At 61.1% G+C, this 22,484-nt stretch carries 19 protein-coding genes, 2 tRNA genes and 1 pseudogene; 8 read left to right on the top strand and 14 right to left on the bottom strand.

Annotated features, from left to right (window positions below; translation table 11 throughout):
• The first annotated feature begins 58 nt into the window (after positions 1-58).
• Both J3D46_RS04490 and J3D46_RS04485 read left to right on the top strand, forming a co-directional pair.
• Entirely contained in the window at positions 59-658 is a 600-nt protein-coding gene (locus tag J3D46_RS04490) for a DNA-3-methyladenine glycosylase I (RefSeq protein ID WP_253465291.1), read from the top strand.
• Between the two features lie 777 nt (positions 659-1,435).
• Positions 1,436-2,062: a GyrI-like domain-containing protein gene (locus J3D46_RS04485; protein WP_253465288.1), complete on the top strand. Its 627-nt coding sequence runs from the start codon at positions 1,436-1,438 to the stop codon at positions 2,060-2,062.
• 44 nt (positions 2,063-2,106) lie between these two features.
• Here J3D46_RS04485 and J3D46_RS04480 read toward each other — a convergent pair whose 3' ends face one another.
• Both J3D46_RS04480 and J3D46_RS04475 read right to left on the bottom strand, forming a co-directional pair.
• Positions 2,107-2,961 (bottom strand): rhomboid family intramembrane serine protease, encoded by an 855-nt coding sequence (locus J3D46_RS04480; protein WP_231338777.1) that lies wholly within the window; start codon positions 2,959-2,961, stop codon positions 2,107-2,109.
• Between the two features lie 21 nt (positions 2,962-2,982).
• Positions 2,983-3,525 carry a peptidylprolyl isomerase gene (locus J3D46_RS04475; protein WP_026541003.1) on the bottom strand — a complete coding sequence of 181 codons (543 nt, stop codon included), beginning with the start codon at positions 3,523-3,525 and terminating at the stop codon, positions 2,983-2,985.
• A gap of 153 nt (positions 3,526-3,678) precedes the next feature.
• Between J3D46_RS04475 and J3D46_RS04470 the strand changes: the two genes are divergently transcribed.
• Together J3D46_RS04470 and J3D46_RS04465 are read left to right on the top strand one after the other, a co-directional pair.
• Positions 3,679-4,656: a hypothetical protein gene (locus J3D46_RS04470; protein WP_253465285.1), complete on the top strand. Its 978-nt coding sequence runs from the start codon at positions 3,679-3,681 to the stop codon at positions 4,654-4,656.
• 140 nt (positions 4,657-4,796) lie between these two features.
• On the top strand, positions 4,797-5,672 hold the full coding sequence (locus J3D46_RS04465) for a glycosyltransferase family 2 protein (protein ID WP_231338779.1): 876 nt from the start codon (positions 4,797-4,799) through the stop codon (positions 5,670-5,672).
• Positions 5,673-5,711: 39 nt separating this feature from the next.
• Here J3D46_RS04465 and J3D46_RS04460 read toward each other — a convergent pair whose 3' ends face one another.
• Positions 5,712-6,620, bottom strand: a complete 909-nt coding sequence (locus J3D46_RS04460) for a DMT family transporter (protein ID WP_253465283.1) — start codon at positions 6,618-6,620, stop codon at positions 5,712-5,714.
• Positions 6,621-6,737: 117 nt separating this feature from the next.
• On the opposite strand from J3D46_RS04460, the gene J3D46_RS04455 reads away from it, so the two are divergent.
• Complete coding sequence (locus J3D46_RS04455; protein ID WP_253465280.1) at positions 6,738-8,732, top strand: beta-N-acetylglucosaminidase domain-containing protein; 1,995 nt, start codon at positions 6,738-6,740, stop codon at positions 8,730-8,732.
• A 124-nt stretch (positions 8,733-8,856) separates the two neighbouring features.
• Here the strand turns inward: J3D46_RS04455 and J3D46_RS04450 are convergent.
• From J3D46_RS04450 to dnaA, 11 genes and pseudogenes are all read right to left on the bottom strand, one after another.
• Positions 8,857-8,932, bottom strand: a tRNA-Ala gene (locus J3D46_RS04450).
• A 70-nt stretch (positions 8,933-9,002) separates the two neighbouring features.
• Positions 9,003-9,122, bottom strand: a complete 120-nt coding sequence (locus J3D46_RS04445) for a DLW-39 family protein (RefSeq protein WP_235036161.1) — start codon at positions 9,120-9,122, stop codon at positions 9,003-9,005.
• A 47-nt stretch (positions 9,123-9,169) separates the two neighbouring features.
• Positions 9,170-9,243: transfer RNA gene (locus J3D46_RS04440), tRNA-Ile, on the bottom strand.
• Positions 9,244-9,356: 113 nt separating this feature from the next.
• On the bottom strand, positions 9,357-10,061 hold the full coding sequence (locus J3D46_RS04435; RefSeq protein ID WP_231338783.1) for a DUF3566 domain-containing protein: 705 nt from the start codon (positions 10,059-10,061) through the stop codon (positions 9,357-9,359).
• Positions 10,058-12,730, bottom strand: a complete 2,673-nt coding sequence (gyrA, locus tag J3D46_RS04430) for a DNA gyrase subunit A (protein ID WP_231338784.1) — start codon at positions 12,728-12,730, stop codon at positions 10,058-10,060. The genes J3D46_RS04435 and gyrA overlap by 4 nt, the downstream gene beginning before the upstream one ends.
• Positions 12,731-12,793: 63 nt before the next feature.
• Complete coding sequence (gene gyrB / locus J3D46_RS04425; RefSeq protein ID WP_308102693.1) at positions 12,794-14,872, bottom strand: DNA topoisomerase (ATP-hydrolyzing) subunit B; 2,079 nt, start codon at positions 14,870-14,872, stop codon at positions 12,794-12,796.
• A gap of 337 nt (positions 14,873-15,209) precedes the next feature.
• Positions 15,210-15,764 (bottom strand): DUF721 domain-containing protein, encoded by a 555-nt coding sequence (locus J3D46_RS04420; protein ID WP_231338785.1) that lies wholly within the window; start codon positions 15,762-15,764, stop codon positions 15,210-15,212.
• Entirely contained in the window at positions 15,751-16,944 is a 1,194-nt protein-coding gene (recF, locus tag J3D46_RS04415) for a DNA replication/repair protein RecF (RefSeq protein ID WP_231338786.1), read from the bottom strand. Before recF ends, J3D46_RS04420 begins: the two co-directional genes overlap by 14 nt.
• Before the next feature lie 23 nt (positions 16,945-16,967).
• Positions 16,968-17,882, bottom strand: a pseudogene (gene gnd / locus J3D46_RS04410) (phosphogluconate dehydrogenase (NAD(+)-dependent, decarboxylating)); the annotation flags it as partial.
• Positions 17,883-17,893: 11 nt separating this feature from the next.
• A complete protein-coding gene (gene dnaN / locus J3D46_RS04405) occupies positions 17,894-19,018 on the bottom strand; it encodes a DNA polymerase III subunit beta (RefSeq protein WP_231338788.1) in 1,125 nt (374 codons plus the stop codon).
• A 575-nt stretch (positions 19,019-19,593) separates the two neighbouring features.
• Positions 19,594-21,012 (bottom strand): chromosomal replication initiator protein DnaA, encoded by a 1,419-nt coding sequence (gene dnaA, locus J3D46_RS04400; RefSeq protein WP_026541014.1) that lies wholly within the window; start codon positions 21,010-21,012, stop codon positions 19,594-19,596.
• 465 nt (positions 21,013-21,477) lie between these two features.
• Here dnaA and rpmH point away from each other — a divergent pair, with 465 nt between their 5' ends.
• From rpmH to yidD, 3 genes are read left to right on the top strand one after another with little or no spacing between them, the layout of a single operon-like run.
• The gene (gene rpmH / locus J3D46_RS04395; RefSeq protein WP_011776797.1) at positions 21,478-21,615 is read left to right on the top strand and encodes a 50S ribosomal protein L34; all 138 of its coding nucleotides are present in this window, start codon (positions 21,478-21,480) and stop codon (positions 21,613-21,615) included.
• A gap of 41 nt (positions 21,616-21,656) precedes the next feature.
• Complete coding sequence (gene rnpA, locus J3D46_RS04390; protein WP_231338789.1) at positions 21,657-22,067, top strand: ribonuclease P protein component; 411 nt, start codon at positions 21,657-21,659, stop codon at positions 22,065-22,067.
• Positions 21,997-22,482 carry a membrane protein insertion efficiency factor YidD gene (yidD, locus tag J3D46_RS04385; RefSeq protein ID WP_374110761.1) on the top strand — a complete coding sequence of 162 codons (486 nt, stop codon included), beginning with the start codon at positions 21,997-21,999 and terminating at the stop codon, positions 22,480-22,482. The genes rnpA and yidD overlap by 71 nt, the downstream gene beginning before the upstream one ends.
• Positions 22,483-22,484: the final 2 nt, after the last annotated feature.

Here is a 22,484-nt window from a genome sequence, read left to right as displayed (position 1 = left end):
CACCCGGCAGAATATCCCCAGAAGCCAAACAACTGGCCGGAGCCGCGGAGGAGCATGAATGACCCCGGACAACGGCACCACCATCGGTGAGGACGGCCTTGCCCGTCCCCTGTGGGCTGCTTCGGATCCCCTCATGCAGGCCTATTACGATCACGAATGGGGCATGCCTGTCCGCGACGAGCAGGGCATGTACGAACGCATTAGCCTCGAGGCGTTCCAAGCGGGTCTTTCGTGGGCCACCATCCTCCGGAAACGGGAGGCTTTCAGGAAGGCGTTCCTGGACTTCCACCCGGAAAGCGTTGCCGCCTTCACCGAAGACGACGTTGAGCGGCTCATGCTCGATGCCGGGATCGTCCGCAACCGACTCAAAATCCGCGCCGCCATCACCAATGCCAAAGCCACCATCGCCCTGCGCGACGAAGGAGGCCTGGTTGACTTCGTGTGGTCTTTCCAGCCCACCTCCACGCCGGCGCCCCACACCTTCGCCGACATCCCCACAACGTCCCCTGAGTCAATTGCCTTATCCAAGGCACTCAGGAAGAAGGGTTTCGCATTCGTCGGGCCCACCACCATGTATGCCTTGATGGAAGCAATTGGAATCATTGACACCCACCTGATGGACAGCCATCGCCGCGGGTCGTCGGGGGTATGGTCCTGAACTGCGGGCCCACCCGTGACGATTCTTTGCCACGGTAATCCCCAACCCTTGTCCACAGAAGTGGGCAACTTTATCCACAGGCGTGGATAAACTCTGTGGACATCCATGCATATTGGCTCGAAATCGGTGCACTGGCGCAGATTATGATCGTGCCGTCCGGGTGGGGACAGTTATACCCACTGTGTACTGCGCTGTGGATAGTGCTCCAAACTTCATCGAAAGTTCAACATCGCGGCATTGCCGGATTTGCTTGGAGTCATTCCGGAGGGTCTCGGCCCTATGCCCTTCCGCGGACACGTTTCCCTGCGCAAGGGCAACCTGGTCTGAAAGTTACCCACTTAATAACAACCACCTACCCACACGTTATCCACAGGTGGGGATAACGTGTGGGTTTCCCTGCGCGAATCCCCGCGATGCCGGGGCTCAGAGCTCCGGACCTAGCGTGAACTACACGCGTGTAAGTTATTAACAATGTTGATAAGCCTGTTGATAGCTACTGCTGCAGGGCGTAATTAACAGGGTTGTCCACATGTGCAGGCATTTGGCCCTCTTTATCCACATATCCGGCCTGGGCGGGGACAAAGTTATCCACAGGTGTGGAGAAATTCATGCCTTTCCGGGGATATCTGCCGATCTGACGGCCCCACCGACACAATGAAGCTCTAACTACACCCATGTAAGTTACGCACAGTGTGGATAACAGCTGTGGATAACTTGTCCTAGGTGGGTTCCCGGATCGAGTACCGTGGCGGATTTCCCTGGGCGTACCGTGGTGCCATGAAGAGCGACTTCAAGAAAGAGATCCGGACCTACAGTGCCAAGCACGGTGAGTTCTCCTTGGTGACCGTCCCACCCCTGCAGTTTCTGATGATCGACGGCCACGGGAATCCCAACACCTCCGAGGCCTATAAGGACGCACTGGCCACGCTGTATCCAGTCGCCTACAAGCTGAAGTTCTTCAGCAAGAACGAACTCGACAAGGATTACGGTGTGATGCCCTTGGAGGGCCTCTGGTGGGCTGATGACATGGAGGCGTTCACCAGCGCCCGGGACAAGTCACAGTGGGACTGGACGCTGATGAACATGGTTCCGGGCTGGATCACGTCTGAGCATTTCGACGCTGCGCGCGAAGTGGTTGCCAAGAACAAGAAGGGGGAGGCCCCGGCATTGGAGGCGCTCCGCTTGGAGACGCTTGAAGAGGGGTTGAGCGTGCAGACGCTCCATATAGGGCCATACGACGCTGAGGGACCGGTCCTCGAGGAGATGCACAGCAGCTTTATCCCCGGGAACTCCCTGGCGATGACCGGGAAGCACCATGAAATCTACCTCGGCGATGTGCGCCGGACGGCACCGGAAAAGCTGAAGACCATCCTCCGCCAGCCGGTCAAGCCTGCGGTGGTCTAAAGAAGCCTGCGGTGGTCTAAGAAAGATGGAGCACGGGAAGCCCGCTATCCAGCGGTGACGCGGAACACGGTAACTATAGCCAACAGGCCGGCCACGAGGATGAGCCCCCCGGCCTGCAGCAAGGCCTGGTTCTTGCCGCGCGGGGCATAGGCGATGACGGCGGCCGCGAGGCCGCCGGTGATCAGACCTCCCAGGTGGGCCTGCCAGGCAATGCTGGGGACAAAGAATCCGATCGCGCCATTGATGGCGATCAGGACCCAGAGTTGCTTGGTTTCTCCGCCGCGATGACGTTGTACCACCAGCATGGCGCCGAAGAGACCGAAGATGGCACCGGAAGCGCCAACGACGGCTACGGGCGGCAACATGGGGGTGAGGGCCAAGTAGCCCACCGATCCGCCGATGGCAGAGATCAGGTACAAAGCGAGGAAGCGGATCCGCCCGAGCAACGGCTCCAGGGCTTGTCCGAAGATCCACAGCGTGTACATGTTCAAGACAATATGAAGCAGGAATCCCTGCGAATGCAGGAAGGCTGCGGTGAGCATGCGCCACGGTTGGCTATCGGCGAAGATATTCGCGAAGGCGAAGTTCTGGAAGACGAAGTCCCCTGGCACAATCCACTGAAGGACGAAGATCAGCAGGCACAAGCCGATGATCACGTACGTCACCAACGGCCGTCCCACGGCCAAGGCGCCGCCGTACGGCGACCGGTATGTCGGCGTCGTACGTTTTTGTTCGTTGACGCAGTCAACGCATTGGAACCCGACGGCGGCCGCCCGCTGGCACTCGGGGCACGCAGGGCGCCCGCAGCGCTGGCACCGCACATAGGAAGGCCTGTCCGGGTGCCTTGGGCACACCGGAATATCAGCGGACGGCTCTGCCGACGGAATTCCGTAACTCATGAGCTCAGGTTCAGGTTGTGACTAGAGCTGTTCGATGTCGATGCTGTTGATGACGACGTCCTCAACGGGGCGGTCACCCATGCCGGTGCGGACAGCCTCGATCGAGTCCACAACCTTGCGGGATTCCTCGTCAGTGACTTCACCGAAGATGCTGTGCTTGCCGAACAGCCAGTCGGTGTTCACGGTGGTGATGAAGAACTGTGACCCGTTGGTGCCCTTGCCCATCTGGATACCCGCATTGGCCATGGCCAGCTTGTAAGGAGCGTTGAAGGTCAGTTCCGGGTGGATTTCGTCGTCGAACTGGTAACCCGGTCCGCCAACGCCGCGACCCAGGGGATCGCCACCCTGGATCATGAAGTCCTTGATGATCCGGTGGAAAATGGTGCCGTCATACAGCGGCGTCCCGGTCTTGTCTTCGCCCGTTTCAGGGTGGTTCCAGGACTTTTCGCCCGTGGCCAAGCCAATGAAGTTGGCGACCGTCTTGGGCGCGTGGTTGCCGAAGAGGTCAACCTTGATGTCGCCGAGGGTCGTGTGGATCGTTGCTTTTGCGGTTGCGATGGTCATGGCCCCATTGTTTCATGCAGGGTCAACGCCGGTGCTGTTGTAAAGCCGGTTCCGCGCTCGGTGAAATCCGGGACGAATCCGGCAGATGAATAGCCGGTGTTCCCCAAGCGACGTAGGCTAGCAACAAACGAGCATGTGTATCGGGAGGTAGTTGTGAAGAAATCAGACCGTATTGCCCGCGACCTCGAACAATCCGTTGTGACCGGCGTGGATAACGCCCGCGACTGGGCTGCGCCCCGTGTGGAAGCAGCCGTCAACTGGGCTGTTCCGCGTATCCAGCACGGCATTGACACCGCTTCCCCCAAGATCCAAGAGGGGCTGAAGTCCGCTGCGCACAACCTCGCCGACGGCGTTGCAGTGGTTACGCCGCGGATTCAGGATGGACTGGCGCACCTCGCGCCGAAGATCCATGACGCAGTGGAGGACGCAACACCCAGGATCCAGGAGACGCTCAACAAGGCAACTCCGGCGCTTGGCCACGCCCGGGACAAAGTAGTGGACGAATACCTGCCCAAGCTGTCCGAGCAATTGGGCCAGGCATCGGTAGCAGTCCACCACGCCTTGGAGAACGCGCCGGCCCAGGTTGACGCCGTAGCGCAGAAGCTGGTCGATTCCGGCGTCGTGCACAGCGTCCAAGAGCAGGCGCAGGCCACCGGCAAGCAGATCAAGGCAGTGGCGGAGGATGCGACCAAGGCCGTCTCCTCCAAGCTGGGCAAAGAACCGAAGCCCAAGAAGCGCGGCTGGCTGATCGTGACTGTTATCGCCGCAGCCGCTGCCGCCGGTGTTGCCGCATGGAAGGCTTCCAAGCCGGTGGAGGATCCGTGGAAGACGCCTTCCCCGGTCACACCGACGCCCGCTCCGGTACCGGCAACGTCGGCAGCTCCGGCTCCGGCTCCGGCCGATGCTGCTGCGTCAGCCACGGCAGCAGCCACAGCGTCCGGCACCTCGGACATCACTCCGGAAGAAGCAGCAGCTGAGGCTGAGCAGGCAACCAAGGACGCCTTCAAGAACGTTGAAGATTCCACGGCCAAGGTGGCCACCGACGCCAAGACTGCCGTCAAGAACATCGCTGCCAGCCTGCACAAGGACACCGAAGGCACGGACTCCGCTGCCAAAGGTACACAGAACTAACACCTGACGAACCGCCCCACCAGGGCATCAAGTCAGGCAATTGAAGGGATCCCGGCCTCGGCCGGGGTCCCTTCAGTGTTTGCCGGCTTGTAACCAAAGCCTCCATCGGACGCACTGCCACGGGTGTTAGATTTGGAGTGATGTCAGCCGATAGACCCTCTGCGGGTGCCCTTCAGGATGGTCCGGTGCTCCCGGGCGTGTCCATTGTCATCCCGGCGTATAACGAGGAAAGCGTCATTCGCCAGTGCCTCATCGCGGCCATCTACCAGTCCGTACCTGCCGATGAGATCATCGTGGTGGACAATCTGTCCACGGACCGCACGGCCAAAATTGTGCGGCAGATGCAGCAGGAATATCCGGAAAGCCCCATCATCCTCCTGCGGCAGGAAGCCGCGCAGGGCCTGATTCCCACCCGGAATCACGGGCTGAACAACGCCACGGGCGACGTTGTTGGCCGGATCGACGCCGACTCCGTTCTGGAACCCGACTGGGTGGAGCAGGTCCAAAAGGCATTCATGGATCCCTCGGTCGCCGCCGCCACAGGACCAGTGGTCTACTACGACATGCCCATGCGCCGCTTCGGGCTCAAGGCCGACGACAAGATGCGCCAACTCATGTTGCGGCTGGCCAAGCACCAGTACCACTTCCTTTTCGGTTCCAACATGGCCCTGCGTCGCACCGCATGGGAAACCATCCGCGACGAAGCGTGCCTGGACCCCAGGGACGAGATGCACGAGGACATCGATCTCTCGCTGCACCTCTTCGAACACGACCTCAAAGTGCAGTACCTGCCCCAGATGGTGTCCGGCATGTCTGCCCGCCGCCTCGAGGACTCACCTCGCGATTACCGCTACTACGTCCAACGTTTCGACCGGACGTACAAGGCCCACAACGTCAAGAAGATGGCATTGAAAGCGCCCATGGTGGTGTTCTTCTCTGTGTACTTCCCGGCAAAGTTGCTACGGGCCATCCATACGGCCAACACCGCCCAAGGCGCCCGCCGCGGTGGTGTTTAGGCGCCCTGCGCCCCACGGCATACGCACGACGCCGGAACGTCAGTCAGCGCCAAGCTCGGGTTCGCGCCGGTCTGCTTCAGTCCGGCCACGCCGCTGCCCGGCAACGACCACGGCCAGGCCAACAAGAATCAGCGCCAATCCCGCATAGGTGCCCGCCGGCAAGGTCTCATTCAGGAAAATGGCTGCCAGGATTGCTGCACCCGGGATTTCCAGCAGGATGATCATGGACACCAACAAAGGGCTCATCGTGGCAAGCAGATGGTTGAAGGCCGTGTGCCCCACCAGCTGGGCGCAAACGGTGATGGCGATAATGCCAAGCCAGCCTCCGGCGTCGAACCCTGTCAGTGGCTGCGCGCTGAACAAGGCGAGCACTGCCACGATCGCCGCGCACATGCCGTAGCAAAGCGTCGTGTAGGTCCCGGTTCCCATGGATTGACGGGCTTTCCCTCCCGCAAGGGTATAGAGGCCAGCCAGCGCGCCGCCGGCCAGCGCCAGCAGATCGCCCAGCAGGGCTTCAGGAGATGAACCCATGTCGAATCCGGTGATGGCAACCACGCCGCCAAAAGCGATCCCAAGGCCCAACAACACCGGCCAGCGGTGCCGTGTACCCCGGAACATCTGGAACACCGCTATCCATGCCGATTGCAGGCACACCAAGGCCGTAGCGGCCGCAACGGACGTGAGCTGAAGCGCGGTGATGAAGCAGGCGAAGTGGAACGCAAGTGCAATAGCGGCCAGGGCGGACCAGCCAAACTCGCGCCGGGTGATCCTGCCGAATGCTTTTGGCTCACGGATAGCGACGGGAGCAGCCATTACCACCGCACCTATCGCATTCCGCCAAAAGGCGATGGCCAAGGCCGTAACGGAGGTGGCTCCAAGGGTTCCTGCGATGAGTGGTCCGGAAGAGGCAACACCCAGTACGCCGAGGGCAGCAATGAGAAGGGTCACGGATCAACCCTAGTGGGGCGGGGGAGCGCTCCAGCCCTATCTGATGCTCCAACAGTGTGGTTGTCTTGACTCAGCATTCCAGTGAGCCGGTCACGGCGTACCCAAGGGGTTATCTGATTGAACACGGCACCCGTCGGCACCGGCACCAAGCGCCGGCGATCTGTTCTGCTGCTGGCCGCGGCCGGGGTGCTGACGGCCGCGCTCGTTGTTGCCGGGTGGTTCGCTGTTTCACGTGACCGCCCTGACGAGCCCGAAGGAAACAGGGCGGGCGTTCCAAGTATCTTCCCCGTGCCGCAGCACGCCAAGGCCGGAACGGGCAGCCCTGTTCCCTTGAACGGCCACGTGTACGTGGTTGCCCCCGCTGGAACGGATCAAGCCTCCACCGCCGCAGTGCAGGACCTTGTGGCAGGCGCCGGGGGCACGTCGGAGGTGGTGACAGCGCTTGCGAACCCACGCGAAGGGTCATCTGCCATCCATTTGGGCGTGGACTCAGCCGTAGCTCCGGTTCTCAGCGATTTGCAGCTGGACAGCGATGCCACTCTCCGGGACGCTCTTGGGCACGCAGAAGGCTATGTGGTTGCCACAGGACAGCCCGGCGGGATTCCGACGGCCGTGCTGGCAGGACGGGACAACGACGGCGTCTTCCACGCCGTCCAGACCCTACGGCAGGTGCTCAGGGACGGTTCAGTGGTTCCGGTCCTGGTGGGTGACTGGCCGCTGATGGAAACCCGCGGTGTCATCGAGGGCTTCTACGGCACCCCCTGGTCCCATCAGGCCCGCCTGGATGTCATCGAATTCGCGGGCAGGCAGAAGATGAACACTTACATCTATTCGCCGAAGGACGATCCCTTGTTGAGGGAACGATGGCGGGACCTTTACACGAATCAGGAGCTTGAGGAGCTGCGGGAGCTCATCGACACAGCAGCGGCCAACCATATCCGTTTCAGCTACGCCCTCTCACCGGGCATCGACATTTGCTATTCGCGCGAGGCTGACCTCGATGACGCGGTGGCCAAGCTTGAATCCCTGTACTCGCTGGGTGTCCGTTCCTTCGTGATTCCCCTCGATGACATCGCCACGAAAGTCCAATGTGCCGACGATCTCCGGGAGTTTGGTTCGGGTCAGGCCAACCTGGCAAAGGCACAGGCATCCTTCCTCAACGACGTGAATGCCAAGTTCATCTCTGCCAAGGACGGCGTCCTCCCACTGGAAACGGTTCCCACCTTCTACAACGGCTCCGCGAGCACTCCCTATAAGCGGGAACTTGGCCAGGCGTTGAATCCCGGGATCGTGGTGCAGTGGACGGGTGAGGATGTGGTCTCACACCGGATCACCCTGAAATCAGCGGAAACGGCCGCCGGGACCTACGGGAGCCCCGGCGACTCCCGGCCCATCGTCATTTGGGACAACTATCCTGTCAACGACTTTTCCCAGGATCATCTCTTCCTGGCCCCCGTGATCGGGAGGGACGCCAACCTCCATCAGTCCATCCAGGGCATCGTCACCAACCCCATGATTCAGCCCTATCTGTCCTTGCCGGCCATCTTCAACTACGCAGACCTCTCCTGGAACGGCCCGGCATACGACCCCGCCAAATCCATGAACGCGGCCTTGTCCCTGCTCTCCGGACCCGACCCGGAAGTCCAAGCCGCGGTGCGGGCTTTCGTGGACCTGAACCAAGACTGGCAGGACGACGACCTCACACCATCCGCCCCGGAGCTGCAACGCGATATTGACCAGTTCTGGACGGATTACGACGCCGGCAAGTCACCATCGGAGGCATTGCGGAGTCGCGCTGGGCTGCTTCAACGGCTTCCCGAGCTCCTGCCACGCATGGCGATGCCCGGTTTCGCCCAGGACGGCTCCACGTGGGTTGCAGCGGCGGCAGAGTACGGACGTGGCGTGGAGGCTGCCCTGAACATGCTGGAGGCCGCCAAGCGTGGCGATGCACAGGCCGCCGCCGCAGCCCGCATCAACGTGCAGGGCGCCCTGAAGACAGCCGGGGCAAAGACGCAGCCAACGTTGGAACTTGGCGTGGTGACGCCCGTCCTGGGCAATGGCGAACTGACCGTATTCCTCGAGCGGGCACTGCAGACTGTACCGCCCAGCTAGGAACCGTTGTGTGCGCGAGGCGACCAGCGCCGTCAGAATGATGCTGAGGGAGGCCGAATGTTATCCCCGGGCATCGGGCATTAAAGGCAAAAGTCCCGGTCATTTCTGACCGGGACTTTTCTTATGGTGGAGGCACGGGGACTCGAACCCCGAACCCCCTGCTTGCAAAGCAGGTGCGCTACCAATTGCGCCATGCCCCCATAAGAAGCAACCCGTCAATCATACCCCATGTCCGAGCTGGCAATTACCAGTTCGAATCGGGCTCTTCGGCTAGTCGACCTTGTCGGTTGACTTGCTCCAGACATCCTTCCGGGCTTCGGATTCCTGGGCCTTTTTATAGACCAGGACACCTGCGATTGCCGCTGCCACTACTACCAGCAACTTCTTCACAAGTACCTCATTCCGGTTCAGTTTTACCTGAACCTCTTTCGGTTCCGTGGGCGTACCAGGACTTGAACCTGGGACCTCTTCGTTATCAGCGAAGCGCTCTAACCGCCTGAGCTATACGCCCCGATGCCTCATCGGGCCGAGATATGACTGTACAGCACATCCCGGCCCGATCTCAAATCGAGGCTTTTCCGCGGAGGTTTTCCGCCGATTTCGGCGTCATTCCGCGGGTTTTTGCTAGTCGTCGGTCAGCGTGACGCCGACGCCGCCAACCAACGTTGCGGAAATGTTATACAGAACCGCTGAGAGCATGGATAGTGCGGTCAGCAAGACCACGTTCACCACGGCAATAATGGTGGCGAAGGATGCAACTTGGCCCAGCGAGGCAATCTTCTTCAGCTCAAATCCACTGCCCTCCGATCCCGCCAGGGTGCCCAGAAGGCTATCCACCTGGTTGAAGATGCCCGTGAGATCCAGCACCGTCCAGAGCACGATGGCAGCAACTACGGTGACGATGCCCAGCGCAACAGACAGCAGGAATGCCATCTTCAGGACTGACCACGGGTCCACCTTGCTGACCAAGAGGCGTGCGCGACGAACCTTGGCCTTGGGAGCAGGCTTCACCAGGCCGGGACCGCCCTGGGCGGGGCGCTGGGCCCCGGAACCCGCGGGGCGCTGGCCGGGCTGAGCCGGTCGTTGCCCGGGGGCGCCGGCAGGACGCTGACCTGCCTGCGCGGGTCGCTGTCCCGGAGCGCCGGCGGGCCGCTGAGCGGAGTTGGTCCCGTTAGCGGGTCGTGCTCCTGTGGCACCGGAACCGGTGGACCCGGTTCCGGGACGCTGCTGGGGCCGTGCAGGGGTTCCTGCCTGTGCGCTGCCCGAGGGCTGCCGGAGTCCGCCGGGGACACCTGTGCTCGGCTTGGGATATGAGTCGGAATTACTCACTCGTTACCTCCGGTGTTGTCTTCGTTCAGCTCCGCGCCCGTTTCGATATCCGGGTCTGCGTCGTTTTCCGTTTCGGCCGTCACGGTCGCCTCGGAGGCGCCGTCGTTTGCAGCCAACGTTACGTCATCGTCGAGTCCGTCTTCGGACTCTTCGCCTTCCAAGCCGCGTTCGCTGTTGCGTGCAACCTCAATAATGCGGTCATTCTTGTCCGGCTTGGCGAAGATGACGCCCATGGTGTCACGGCCCTTGGCAGGGACGCCGGTCACTGCCGAGCGGACCACCTTGCCGCCTTCCATGACTACCAGGACTTCGTCCTCTTCCTGCACGATCAAGGCGCCCACAAGGTCACCGCGGTCTTCAGCAAGCTTGGCTACCTTGATGCCCAGGCCGCCACGGCCCTGCAGGCGGTATTCGTCCACTGCGGTCCGCTTGGCGTAGCCACCCTCAGTAACGATGAAGACGAAGGAACCGTCCTGGACGACGTCTGCGGCAAGCAGTTCGTCGTCTTCACGGAACTTCATACCGGTTACACCCGAGGTAGCCCGGCCCATGGGGCGCAGTGCGTCATCGGTGGCTGTGAATCGGATCGACTGGCCCTTGCGTGAAACCAGAAGCAGGTCATCGGTCTCGCTGACCAGCTGGGCGGAGACCAACTCGTCCTCGTCGCGCAGGTTGATCGCGATGACACCGGCGGTGCGGTTGGTGTCATAGTCCTCCAACCTCGTCTTCTTGACCAGTCCGTTCTTGGTGGCGAGCACCAAGTACGGAGCCTGCTGGTAGTCCCTTAGGTCAAGAACCTGGGCGATGTGCTCATCCGGCTGGAAGGCCAACAGGTTGGCGACGTGCTGGCCCTTGGCATCACGGCCGGCTTCAGCGAGCTCGTAAGCCTTGGCACGGTAGACGCGACCCAAGTTGGTGAAGAACAGCAGCCAGTGGTGGGTAGTGGTGACGAAGAAGTGCTCAACGACATCGTCGCCTCGCAACTGCGCACCCTTGATACCCTTGCCGCCACGCTGCTGGGAACGGTAGTTGTCGCTGCGGGTGCGCTTGACGTACCCACCGCGCGTAATGGTGACGACCATTTCCTCTTCGGGAATCAGGTCTTCCATGGACATGTCGCCGTCGAAGCCCATCAGGATGTGCGTCCGGCGGTCATCTCCGTGCTTGGCGACGATCTCCGCGAGTTCCTCGCTGATGATCTGGCGCTGGCGTTCCTCGGAAGCCAGGATCGCGTTGTACTCCTCGATCATCGCTTCGAGCTCGGAGTGACGATCCTGGATCTTCTGGCGTTCCAGGGCGGCCAGTCGGCGCAACTGCATGTCCAGGATGGCGCGGGCCTGGAGTTCATCGATCTCCAGCAACCCCATGAGGCCTTCGCGGGCAGCTTCTGTGGTGTTGGAAGCGCGGATGAGGGCAATGACCTCGTCCAGCATGTCCAGGGCCTTGAGGAGTGCACGCAGAATGTGCGCTTCTTCCTCGGCCTTGCGCAGGCGGTAGCGGGTGCGGCGTGCAATGACGTCCATCTGGTGCGCAACCCAGTGGCGGATGAAAGCATCCAGGCTCAAGGTGCGCGGGACGCCGTCGACAATTGCCAGCATGTTCGCCGAGAAGTTGTCCTGCAGCTGCGTGTGCTTGTAGAGGTTGTTCAAGACCACCTTCGCCACGGCGTCGCGCTTGAGCACGATCACCAGGCGTTGGCCTGTACGGCCGGAGGTTTCATCGCGGAGGTCTGCGATGCCCTGGATCTTGCCGTCCTTGACCAGTTCAGCAATCTTGATGGCAAGGTTGTCCGGATTGGCCTGGTAAGGAAGTTCGGTGACCACCAAGCAGGTGCGGCCCTGGAGTTCCTCGACATTGACCACGGCGCGCATGGTGATGGAGCCACGGCCGGTACGGTACGCGTCTTCGATGCCCTTGTGGCCAAGGATGGTGGCACCAGTTGGGAAGTCGGGTCCCTTGATGCGCAGCAACAGTGCTTCGAGGAGCTCCTCGCGGGTGGCGGTGGGGTTCTCAAGCGCCCACTGCACACCCTCTGCGACCTCGCGAAGGTTGTGCGGCGGAATGTTGGTGGCCATGCCGACGGCGATGCCTGAGGAACCGTTGACCAGCAGGTTGGGGAAACGCGCCGGCAGGATGGTCGGTTCCTGGTTCTTGCCGTCATAGTTGTCCTGGAAGTCGACGGTTTCCTCGTCGATATCGCGGACCATTTCCATGGCAAGTTGGGCCATCTTGGTTTCGGTGTAACGCGGTGCGGCAGCGCCGTCGTTACCGGGCGAACCGAAGTTGCCCTGGCCAAGTGCCAGCGGGTACCGCATGGTCCAGTCCTGGATCAGGCGGACCAAAGCATCGTAGATCGCCATGTCACCGTGCGGGTGATAGGTACCCATGACATCGCCCACCACGCGGGCGCACTTGTTGAAAGAGCGGTCGGGGCGGTAGCCGCCGTCGAACATTGCGTACAAAACGCGGCGGTGCACCGGCTTCAGTCCGTCACGGACGTCAGGGAGGGCGCGGCCCACAATAACGGCCATGGCGTAGTCCAGGTAGGACCTCTGCATTTCCGTCTGCAGGTCCACCTGCTCCACGCGGTCGGTCAGCACATCACCCTCAAGAACAACATCCTCTGCGTCATTCGATTCCGCCGGGACTTCGGGAGTTTCGTCACTCATAATCTAAGGTTTCCGTTTCAGGTATATGTCAGTTCTGGAATATTCAGATGCCCTTGTGGAGCCCTAGATATCGAGGAACCTGACGTCCTTGGCGTTCTGCTGGATGAAGTTACGGCGCGATTCAACGTCCTCGCCCATCAAGACAGAGAAGGTCTGGTCAGCGGCCAGTGCATCATCCATGGTGACCTGCAACAGGGTGCGGCGATCGGGGTCCATGGTGGTATCCCACAGTTCCGTGTAGTCCATCTCGCCCAGGCCCTTGTAGCGCTGGATGCCGTTGTCCTTGGGGAGTCGCTTGTTCATGGAAGCACCCTTGCGGATGGTTTCATCTCGTTCGCGGTCGCTGTAGACGTAATCGTGGGCCGCGTTGGACCACTTGATCCTGTACAGCGGGGGTTGGGCCAGGTAGACGTAGCCGTTCTCGATGAGCGGACGCATGTAGCGGAACAGCAGAGTCATCAACAACGTGGTGATGTGCTGGCCGTCAACGTCAGCATCGGCCATGAGGACGATCTTGTGGTACCGCAGCTTGGAAATGTCGAAGTCTTCGCCGATGCCTGTACCGAAGGCGGTAATCATCGACTGGACTTCGGCGTTGCCGAGGGCCTTGTCCAGGCGGGCCCGCTCAACATTCAGGATCTTGCCGCGCAGTGGCAGGATGGCCTGGGTCTCCGGGTTGCGTCCACGCTTGGCCGAACCACCTGCGGAGTCACCCTCCACCAGGTAAACCTCGCAACGCGAAGGATCCTTCGAGGAGCAGTCGGAGAGCTTGCCGGGCATACCGAAGGATTCCAGGGGGCTCTTCCGGCGGGCGTTATCGCGGGCCTTGCGGGCCGCCATGCGTGCCTGGGCAGCGGAAATGGCCTTGCGGATCACATCACGTGCGGGGCCGGGGTTGCGTTCCAGCCAGTCGCCCAGCTGATCCGTGACAACGCGCTGGACGAAGCCCTTCACCTCGGAGTTGCCCAGCTTGGTTTTGGTCTGGCCTTCGAACTGAGGCTCGGAAAGCTTGACGGAAATAACGGCCGTCAGGCCTTCACGAATGTCATCACCGGTGAGGTTGTCTTCCTTTTCCTTGATGATGCTCTTCTCGCGCGCATAGCGGTTGATCAGCGAGGTCATCGCGGCGCGGAAGCCTTCTTCGTGCGTTCCGCCCTCATGGGTGTTGATCGTGTTTGCGTATGTGTGGACGCTTTCGGAGTACGCGGTGGTCCACTGCATGGCGACCTCGACGGCGATGTGCCGCTCCGTGTCTTCGGTTTCGAAGGCGATGACGTCCTCGTGGACGATTTCGACCTTCTTGTTCGAGTTCAGGTGCTTGACGTAGTCCAGCAGGCCGTCCGGGTATTGGTACACCACTGTGCGGTGCTCGGCGGCGACTTCGCCTTCGGTGGCAACGGCGTCGAGGTCGAGGTCATCATCACCGTCGCGGTTCACCGGGCGCTCGTCCGTCAGGGTGATCCGCAGGCCCTTGTTGAGGAAGGCCATCTGCTGGAAGCGCGCACGAAGCGTCTCGAAATCGAACTCAGTGGACTCGAAGATAGTCCCGTCCGGGTAGAACGTCTGGGACGTACCGGTGACGTCAGTGGCTTCACCCTTGACGAGTTCGCCCTGGGGCTTGCCGCCGTCGGCGAAGGTCATACGCCAAACGTGGCCTTGCCGGCGGACTTCCGTGTCCACGCGGCGGGACAAGGCGTTGACCACGGAGATACCCACACCGTGGAGGCCGCCGGAAACCGCGTAGCCGCCGCCGCCGAACTTACCGCCGGCGTGAAGGATGGTCATGACCACTTCAACCGTTGGCTTGCCTTCGGTCGGGTGAATGTCTACGGGAATACCGCGGCCATCATCAACAACGCGGACGCCGCCATCGGCACGGAGAGTGATTTCGATGTGGCTGCAGTAACCAGCCAGTGCCTCATCAACAGAGTTGTCCACCACTTCATAGACCAGGTGGTGCAAGCCACGAGGACCGGTGGAACCGATGTACATGCCGGGGCGTTTGCGCACGGCTTCGAGGCCCTCCAGCACGGTGATGTCGCTGGCACCGTACTCCCTGGGCGCCTCAGTGGGCGTGTCAGGCTTGGGAACAGTCTCCTCTTCGGGCTCTACTGCCAAGGTCTCTGCATTGTCGTTAGCCACAGGCGCTTTCGACTCCTCTGTACTCGATGTCGGCCGTTCCCGGTGTTGCCCACGGCGAACCGCGGCCGCCAACGGGCACGTGACTGATTGCGCCGATTAATCCGACGAAGGGGGTCCCTATGCCACGCGAGTGGATCCAGTACCCCAACGACGTTTCACCGGCGCTCAGTGATCTACGCCAATTCTATCGTGGATACGCTCGAATCCTTGCAAATACGGGGGCAGCCGAGAGCTGAATATGGCCGTAGGAGGCCACTGGTCCTATCTGCAATCGCCCTACGGTGGTCCCGATGGGGGCCTATACGACTCAGGGGCGTTGATTCGCCCTGCACGCCGTTTAGCCGTAAGTATCCCTCGGGCCCCGACCGTTGACGCTGCGCCCGCCTTTTCGCCAACTTGGAGCCGACGGGCCCAGCACCTGGATACTGGTGACCACGCCTTCTCCAAGCTCATTGCGGAACATCTCCAGGAGGCTCGTGCTCAGCAAACGCAGTTGGGTGGCCCAAGCCGTTGAATCGCAACGGACATGGAGAGTGGTGTCCGTGAAGCTCTCCGGCGTGCAATGTGCCGAGATGTCCCCTCCAACCAAGGTTTCCCATTCCGCCATCACCGAGCCCACGGCCACAGGCGATGTCCACCCGCGTTCGGCCACCAATCGGCCAACGACATTTCCGAGGCCCAAGGGGTCCCGTCCGCTGCCGTGGAATTGCGCGAATCCCCTGGTATCCCGGATGCCCTTACGCTTCGGGGCAGACCCAGGTCTGGGGGCCCGTTGCCTCACTTCACCGCGGGCGGCAGCAGCCTCCCGCATCCGGTTCAGCGCCGCTTGGGCAGCATCGATCTCGTCCGGATCGCGTCCGGGCTGAAGTCCGTCGCGGCTATCCTTCGCCATCGATGCCTCCCGGAACAACGGTTACGCGCCGTCCGGCCAGCTCCTCAGGGATATCGGCATCGACGGCGGCAGTCACCAACACCTGCTCGGCGCCAGCCACTATTGCAGCCAGTTTACGCCGGCGCTGGACATCCAGTTCGGCGAAAACGTCATCGAGGATGAGGATCGGAGCGGTGCCTCCGGTGCGGGCATCGTCCAACATCACGTAGTAGGAAGCGAGCCGGAGGGACAAGCACATGGACCATGTTTCACCGTGGGATGCATAGCCCTTGGCAGGAGCTTGGCCCAAAGTGAGCTCCAGTTCGTCACGATGCGGGCCCACCAGGGAGATGCCCCGTTCCAGTTCCTTCTTCCGTGATGCTGCGAAGGCCTGGATGTAGCGTTCAGTGAGTTCATCCACGGACAGGAGCCGAAGGTCGTCAACCGACGGCGAAGGTTCCGTTCCGTGGTCCGCCGGGCCGCCGTCGTCGTCCAGGACGCCCTGGATGGTTGAGCGGTAGACCGCACCCGCCTCTTTGGATCCGTCGGTGAGCTGTGCGTAGGCGCTGTTCAGATGGGGACGCAATCTTTCCACGAGTTCGAGCCGGGCGTGGAGTAGTTCCGCGCCGGCGCGGGCCATGTGCTGGTCCCAAACGTCCAGGGTTGCCTCATGGCCGGCCGTGAATTTCCCGGCCCGCGCCGATTTCAGCAGGGCATTACGTTGCTTCAGGACGCGATCATAGTCGCTGCGGGTTGCAGCATGCCGCGGAACAAGGCTGACCAACAGTTCATCCAGGAAGCGCCTGCGGTTCGAAGGGTCTCCCTTGACCAACGCCAGATCTTCGGGTGCGAACAAAACAGTTTGGCAGATGCCCAGGATGTCCCTTGCCCGGACCGGATTGCTGCGGTTGATACGGCCCCGGTTAGCCCGGCCGGCATTGATTTCAAGCTCAATGACCGTTGATTGCTCTCCACGGACAAGCCTGGCGCGGATCATCGCGCGCTCGGCGCCGAACCGGAGCAGGGGCGCATCTGTGCTCACCCGATGTGAACTCAGCGTGGCAAGGTACCCGATGGCTTCCATCAGGTTGGTCTTGCCAATCCCGTTGGAACCGACCAGGACCGTCACGCCGGGGCCGAGCTTCAGGTCAACCTGTGCGTAGCTGCGGAAATCCGTCAGCGAAAGATGTTCGAGGTACACGCCGTTTGCAGGACTCCTGCGGCCTAGTTGGCCGGACGGGTGGCGTGTCCGCCGAACTGGTGGCGCAAGGCAGAGACCATCTTCATGGCCGGCGAGTTGTCCTCACGGGAAGCAAACCGAGCGAAGAGCGCGGCGGTGATGGCCGGAGCCGGCACTGCGTTGGCGATCGCTTCCTCCACGGTCCAGCGACCCTCGCCGGAATCCTCGACGTAGTCGTCGATCGAGGCCAGGCCCGGATCCTCATCGAGTGCCTTGACCATGAGGTCCAAGAGCCATGAGCGCACAACGGTACCTTTTTGCCAGGCCCGGAAAGTTCCCGGAAGGTCCTTCACGATGTCCTTTGCCGCCAGCAGTTCGTAACCCTCTGCGTACGCCTGCATAAGGCCGTATTCGATGCCGTTGTGGACCATCTTCGCGTAGTGGCCTGCACCGACACCGCCAACGTGGACGAAGCTGTCGGCGCGTTCGCCTTCAGGCCGGAGGGCATCGAACACCGGCAGAGCCAGTTCGATGTCTTCATCGGCGCCGCCGGCCATCAGGCCGTAACCATTTTCGAGGCCCCAAACACCGCCGGAAACACCACAATCCGCGAATCGGATGTTCTTTTCGGCAAGTGCTGCAGCGTGCTTCTGGTCTTCGGTGAAACGCGAGTTCCCGCCATCGATCACCAAGTCGCCAGGGCTCAGTTTCTCACCCAGTTCGGTCACTACGGCGTCGGTGATCGCGCCTGACGGCACCATGACCCAGACCAGTCGGGGAGTGGGAAGGGCCGCGATGAGTTCATCTACGGAAGCAACATCAGTGACGTCCGGATTGCGGTCGAAACCAGTGACTTCGATGCCGCCGTTCCGCATGCGCTGGCGCATGTTGAAACCCATTTTTCCGAGGCCGATCAGACCGATGTGCACAGTGTGAACTCTTTTCTGCGAAGGTGGCGGGTACGTTTCGGCTAGTTGGGGAGGCGGACCGGCATCACGAGGTAGCGGTAGTCGTCCTGGTCTTCGCCGTCCGCTTCAGCCTGGGCCGTGATCATGGCGGGCTTGGGGGCAGTGGTGAAGGAGAATCGAACGAATTTGGTTTCGATGACGCTCAAGCCCTCAACGAGGTAATGCGGGTTGAAGGCCACGGTGATGTCTTCACCGGAAAGCTGTGCTTCAAGTTCTTCGGAAGCCTGCGCGTCTTCACCGGTACCGGCGTCGAGGTTCAAAAGTCCTTGCGTGAAGGCGAGACGGACCGGGGTGTTCCGCTCGGCAACAAGCGAAACACGACGAACTGCTTCGACCAATTCCTGGGTCTGAACAGTTGCATGGATCGGGGTGGAGTCCGGGAACAGGGAGCGGATCTTGGGGTAGTCGCCGTCCACCAGGAGCGAGGTGGTGGTGCGTCCGCCACTCTCGAAGCCGATGAGCCTGCTGTCGTCGTCTGCGAGGGCAAGGTTGATGTCGCCGCTGCCACCAAGGGTCTTGGCTACTTCGTTCAACGTCTTGGACTTGACCAGGGCACTTGTCGAAATGCCGGGAGTGACAGGCTTCCAAGGGACTTCACGCATGGCCAGACGGTAACGGTCCGTTGCCAGGAGCGTAATGAGGTCGTCCTCGATCTCCATGCGCACACCGGTGAGGATCGGCAAGGTGTCGTCCTTGCTCGCTGCGATGATCACCTGGGACACGGCCTGCGCGAAAGCATCCCCGGGCAGCGTGCCACTGATGGCAGGCAATGCCGGCAGTGCCGGGTATTCGGCCTCGGGCATGGTGGCCAGGTGGAAGCTGCTTCGACGGCACGTGAGAGTGACTTTGCTGCCATCAGTCTCGACTTCGACGGGAGCGGAGGGAAGGCTGCGGCAGATATCTGCCAACAGGCGTCCGGAAACGAGGATTGTGCCCTCAACGGCGATATCCGCCGGAATTTCCAGGCGTGCGGAAGTCTCGTAATCGAAGCTTGAGAGGCTGACGGTTCCTGCCTCGGCTTTGAGGAGGAGGCCGGAAAGCACAGGTACGGGCGGCCGCGGAGACAACGACCGCGCGGTCCACGTAACGGCTTCTGCCAGGACGTCGCGGTCGACTCTGAACTTCACGGAGGGGTGCCGCCTTTCATTGCTGCTGCCATGTAGTAGCTGCGGATTCCTGCTTGGAAGCCGCTAAATCTTCGCAGTCCGGCACCGGAACCTGCATGGTCCGCGCTGAGCGAACTACAAACAGACCCAGGGATGGGAGCGCTGCTGACAGCTTAGCCGGAAGATCCGCGATTAACCCATCCCCGACCGGGCGGAGCCCTCCTCTGTGGACAGCCGGAGGGTGGCATTGGCCAGGCCGTTGGTCTGTCCTCGGGATGGTCGGGTGGGTGGCAGAACGAGATTGTTATTTGAGGGATTTCAATTTTTTGGGATTCGTAGTGTTAATAACTGCTGTGGAAACTGTGGATAACCCGATCCCACCGCGTCGTTCCGCGGTTAAGCCCTGTTCACGGATTGTGTGTTAACTGGGTTTTAAACAGGGTGTGGATGGGGACAACTCCCAGGCCCGTTTTTAACGATCCACAGACGGCTTAAGGGTTTTAAGCCCATTAACCGCGCTTGTCCCCTTAAGTATCCACAGGCTTATCCACATGCGCCTGTTAATAAGGTATGTAGTGCCGGGAGCGATGTGGAATTCAGGAGTCCCGCTGCTGCTGTTTGATCCGGTTGGTCAGCTCGGTGACCTGGTTGTAAATCACACGACGCTCTGCCATCAGCTCGCGGATCTTGCGGTCAGCGTGGATGACGGTGGTGTGATCGCGCCCGCCGAGCTCCTGCCCGATCTTCGGCAAGGACATATCCGTCAGTTCGCGGCACAGGTACATAGCGATCTGTCGCGCTGTCACCAACGTGCGGGTTCGGGACTTGCTGCAGAGCTCTTCCATGCTGAGCTTGAAGTAGTCAGCCGTCTGGTCAAGGATCTGCTTCGCCGTGATTTCCTGGGCACCGTCGTCGGTGATGAGGTCCTTGAGAACCATTTCAGCCAGGGCAACGTCCACCGGCTGGCGGTTGAGGCTTGCGAATGCGGTGACGCGGATGAGGGCGCCTTCGAGTTCGCGGATGTTGCTGGAGATCTTTGACGCGATGTATTCCAGGGCATCGTCCGGCGCCGAAAGGCCTTCGCTCAGGCCCTTCTTGCGGAGGATGGCGATGCGGGTTTCGAGTTCGGGCGGCTGGATGTCCGTCAGCAGGCCCCACTCGAAGCGGGACGTCATGCGGTCCTCGAAGCCGGCGAGCATCTTGGGCGGCTGGTCGGAGGTGATGACAACCTGCTTATTGGCGTTGTGCAGGGCATTGAACGTGTGGAAGAACTCTTCCTGGGTCCGGTCCTTGCCCGCCAGGAACTGGATGTCATCAATCAAAAGCACATCCACGTTGCGGTACGTGGTCTTGAAGCTGGTGCCCTCATCATCACGGATGGAGTTGATGAAGTCGTTGGTGAACTCTTCGGAGTTCACGTACCGGACCCGGATGCCGCTGTAGAGCCGGCGGGCGTAGTGTCCGATTGCGTGCAGCAGGTGGGTCTTGCCGAGCCCCGAGTCACCGTAGATGAACAGCGGGTTGTACGCCTTGGCAGGCGCTTCGGCGACGGCGACGGCGGCCGCGTGCGCAAAGCGGTTCGAGGAACCGATGACGAAGGTATCGAAGATGTACTTCGGATTCAGGCGACCAAACTCATGCGAGGTGCTGGGCGGAGTAGGCTGCGGCTTCGGCTCGGCGAAGTCGGACACTGCGGACAGCTCGACGACGGGTTCCGGCTCTGCATGGACGGGCACCAGATCGGTGTCTACGTCGATGGCGCAGCGGATGTCATCCGAGAAGACGCTGCGGAGGGCATCGTCCAGGGCATCCTTGACCTGCGTCTGCAGGACTTCGCGGGTGAGTTCATTGGGAACGGCCACCAGCAAGGTGGAACCGATAAGGCCCTGTGCCTGGGCGAGGATGACGAAACCGCGCTGACGGGGTGAAACCCGGTCGTCCTGTTCCATGAGGCTCAGCACCCTGCGCCAGGAACTTCCGACAGTGTTGGCGTGGTTGGCTTCGTCTACTGTCATCAATCAGTTCCTAAATACTTGCTTGCCGGCGTTGCTGGCAGCCGAAGTCTCTCCGGCGGCGCTGTTCTGGGCGATAATCCACAGAGTTATACACAGCGGGTGGACATTGGGCTACTGAGCCACTCTAGGGGATGGAATCGCTAGAAGATAGCTGGGAAGTTGCCTGTGGATAATTACACCGTTGTGGTTCTGGAATCAGGGCTGTGAGCCACTTCATCCACAGGCTGGGAACGATGGTTGGGCACAGCTGTGGATAGCTCCGCGGCAGGCTCCCGGTTTGACTGTGGGTGCCTTTTTGCCCTAACGTTGTGAAGTCCTTTGTGTCCGCTTTTGAGATCAGTTGTAACTCCGTACGTTCACCGTATGGAAGGCAACGGCGGCAGGCACATACAAAACTTAGCGTCGGCCAGTTCTTCCCCTTTTTTGATCGGGTGGGCGCACCTTTGATCCACTGGAGTAACTAACGTGAGCAAGCGGACTTTTCAGCCGAATAACCGCCGTCGGGCCAAGAAGCATGGCTTCCGCCTTCGTATGCGCACCCGTGCCGGCCGCGCCATCCTGGCTGCCCGTCGCGGCAAGGGCCGCGTCGAACTGTCGGCGTAAATAACTGACTTGTCGGTCAGGGTCTTTTTGCGGGTTTTACGGTGCTAGCCACCCCTAACCGTCTGCGGACGTCTACCGACTTTTCAACAACTGTACGTTCCGGCGTCCGCAATGGACGCCGGAACTTAGTGTTATATACGGCCTCTATCGGGGCCGGGGAGCCGAGTCGAATCGGCTTCATTGTCTCCAAAGCCGTCGGGAACGCCGTGACCAGGAACCTCGTTAAGAGGAGACTGAGAGAAATAGGCGGACTGTCCTTGCACACGCATGGAACGGGTCTGGCGGTCGTGGTCCGGGCATTGCCTGCAGCTGCATCTGCCAGCTGGGAGCAACTGCTCTCTGACTACAACGCCGCACTGGCAGTGACGACGAAGCGATTGGGTGGCTCAGTTCCACGCAACGCTTCGACTGAACACAACGGCACCACAACGGAAGGGACACCGCGTGCATGACCTAAGCACCGCCGTCGTTCCTTCTTCAAGCGCGCCCTCCGGACAGGTTCCCTCCAGGAATCTGTCCGCTGCGGTGGGCACCTTCCTCTGGGAGTTGCCGCGCAACATTCTCATTCTCTTGCTGAAGACGTACCGCAAGGTCATCTCGCCCCTGTACGGCCAGGTTTGCCGTTTCTTTCCCTCCTGCTCGGCGTACGCCCTGGAAGCAGTAACGGTGCATGGCGCCGTAAAGGGTAGCTGGCTCGCAGCCAAAAGGCTCGCCAAATGCCACCCTTGGAACGCCGGTGGAGTGGACCACGTCCCCGCCGGTCACCGTCACTGGCCCGAAGGCCGGACGCCCACAATTGTTGTACTGAACAATCCGGACCAGTTCCTGGCTGCTCAGGCTGATGAAGAAGGCCGCTCGGCGGCCTAACG

Source organism: Paenarthrobacter sp. A20, assembly GCF_024168825.1.
Taxonomy (GTDB): domain Bacteria; phylum Actinomycetota; class Actinomycetes; order Actinomycetales; family Micrococcaceae; genus Arthrobacter.
Note: the sequence above shows the minus strand (reverse complement) of the source record. Positions and strands in the feature narration are given on the sequence as shown.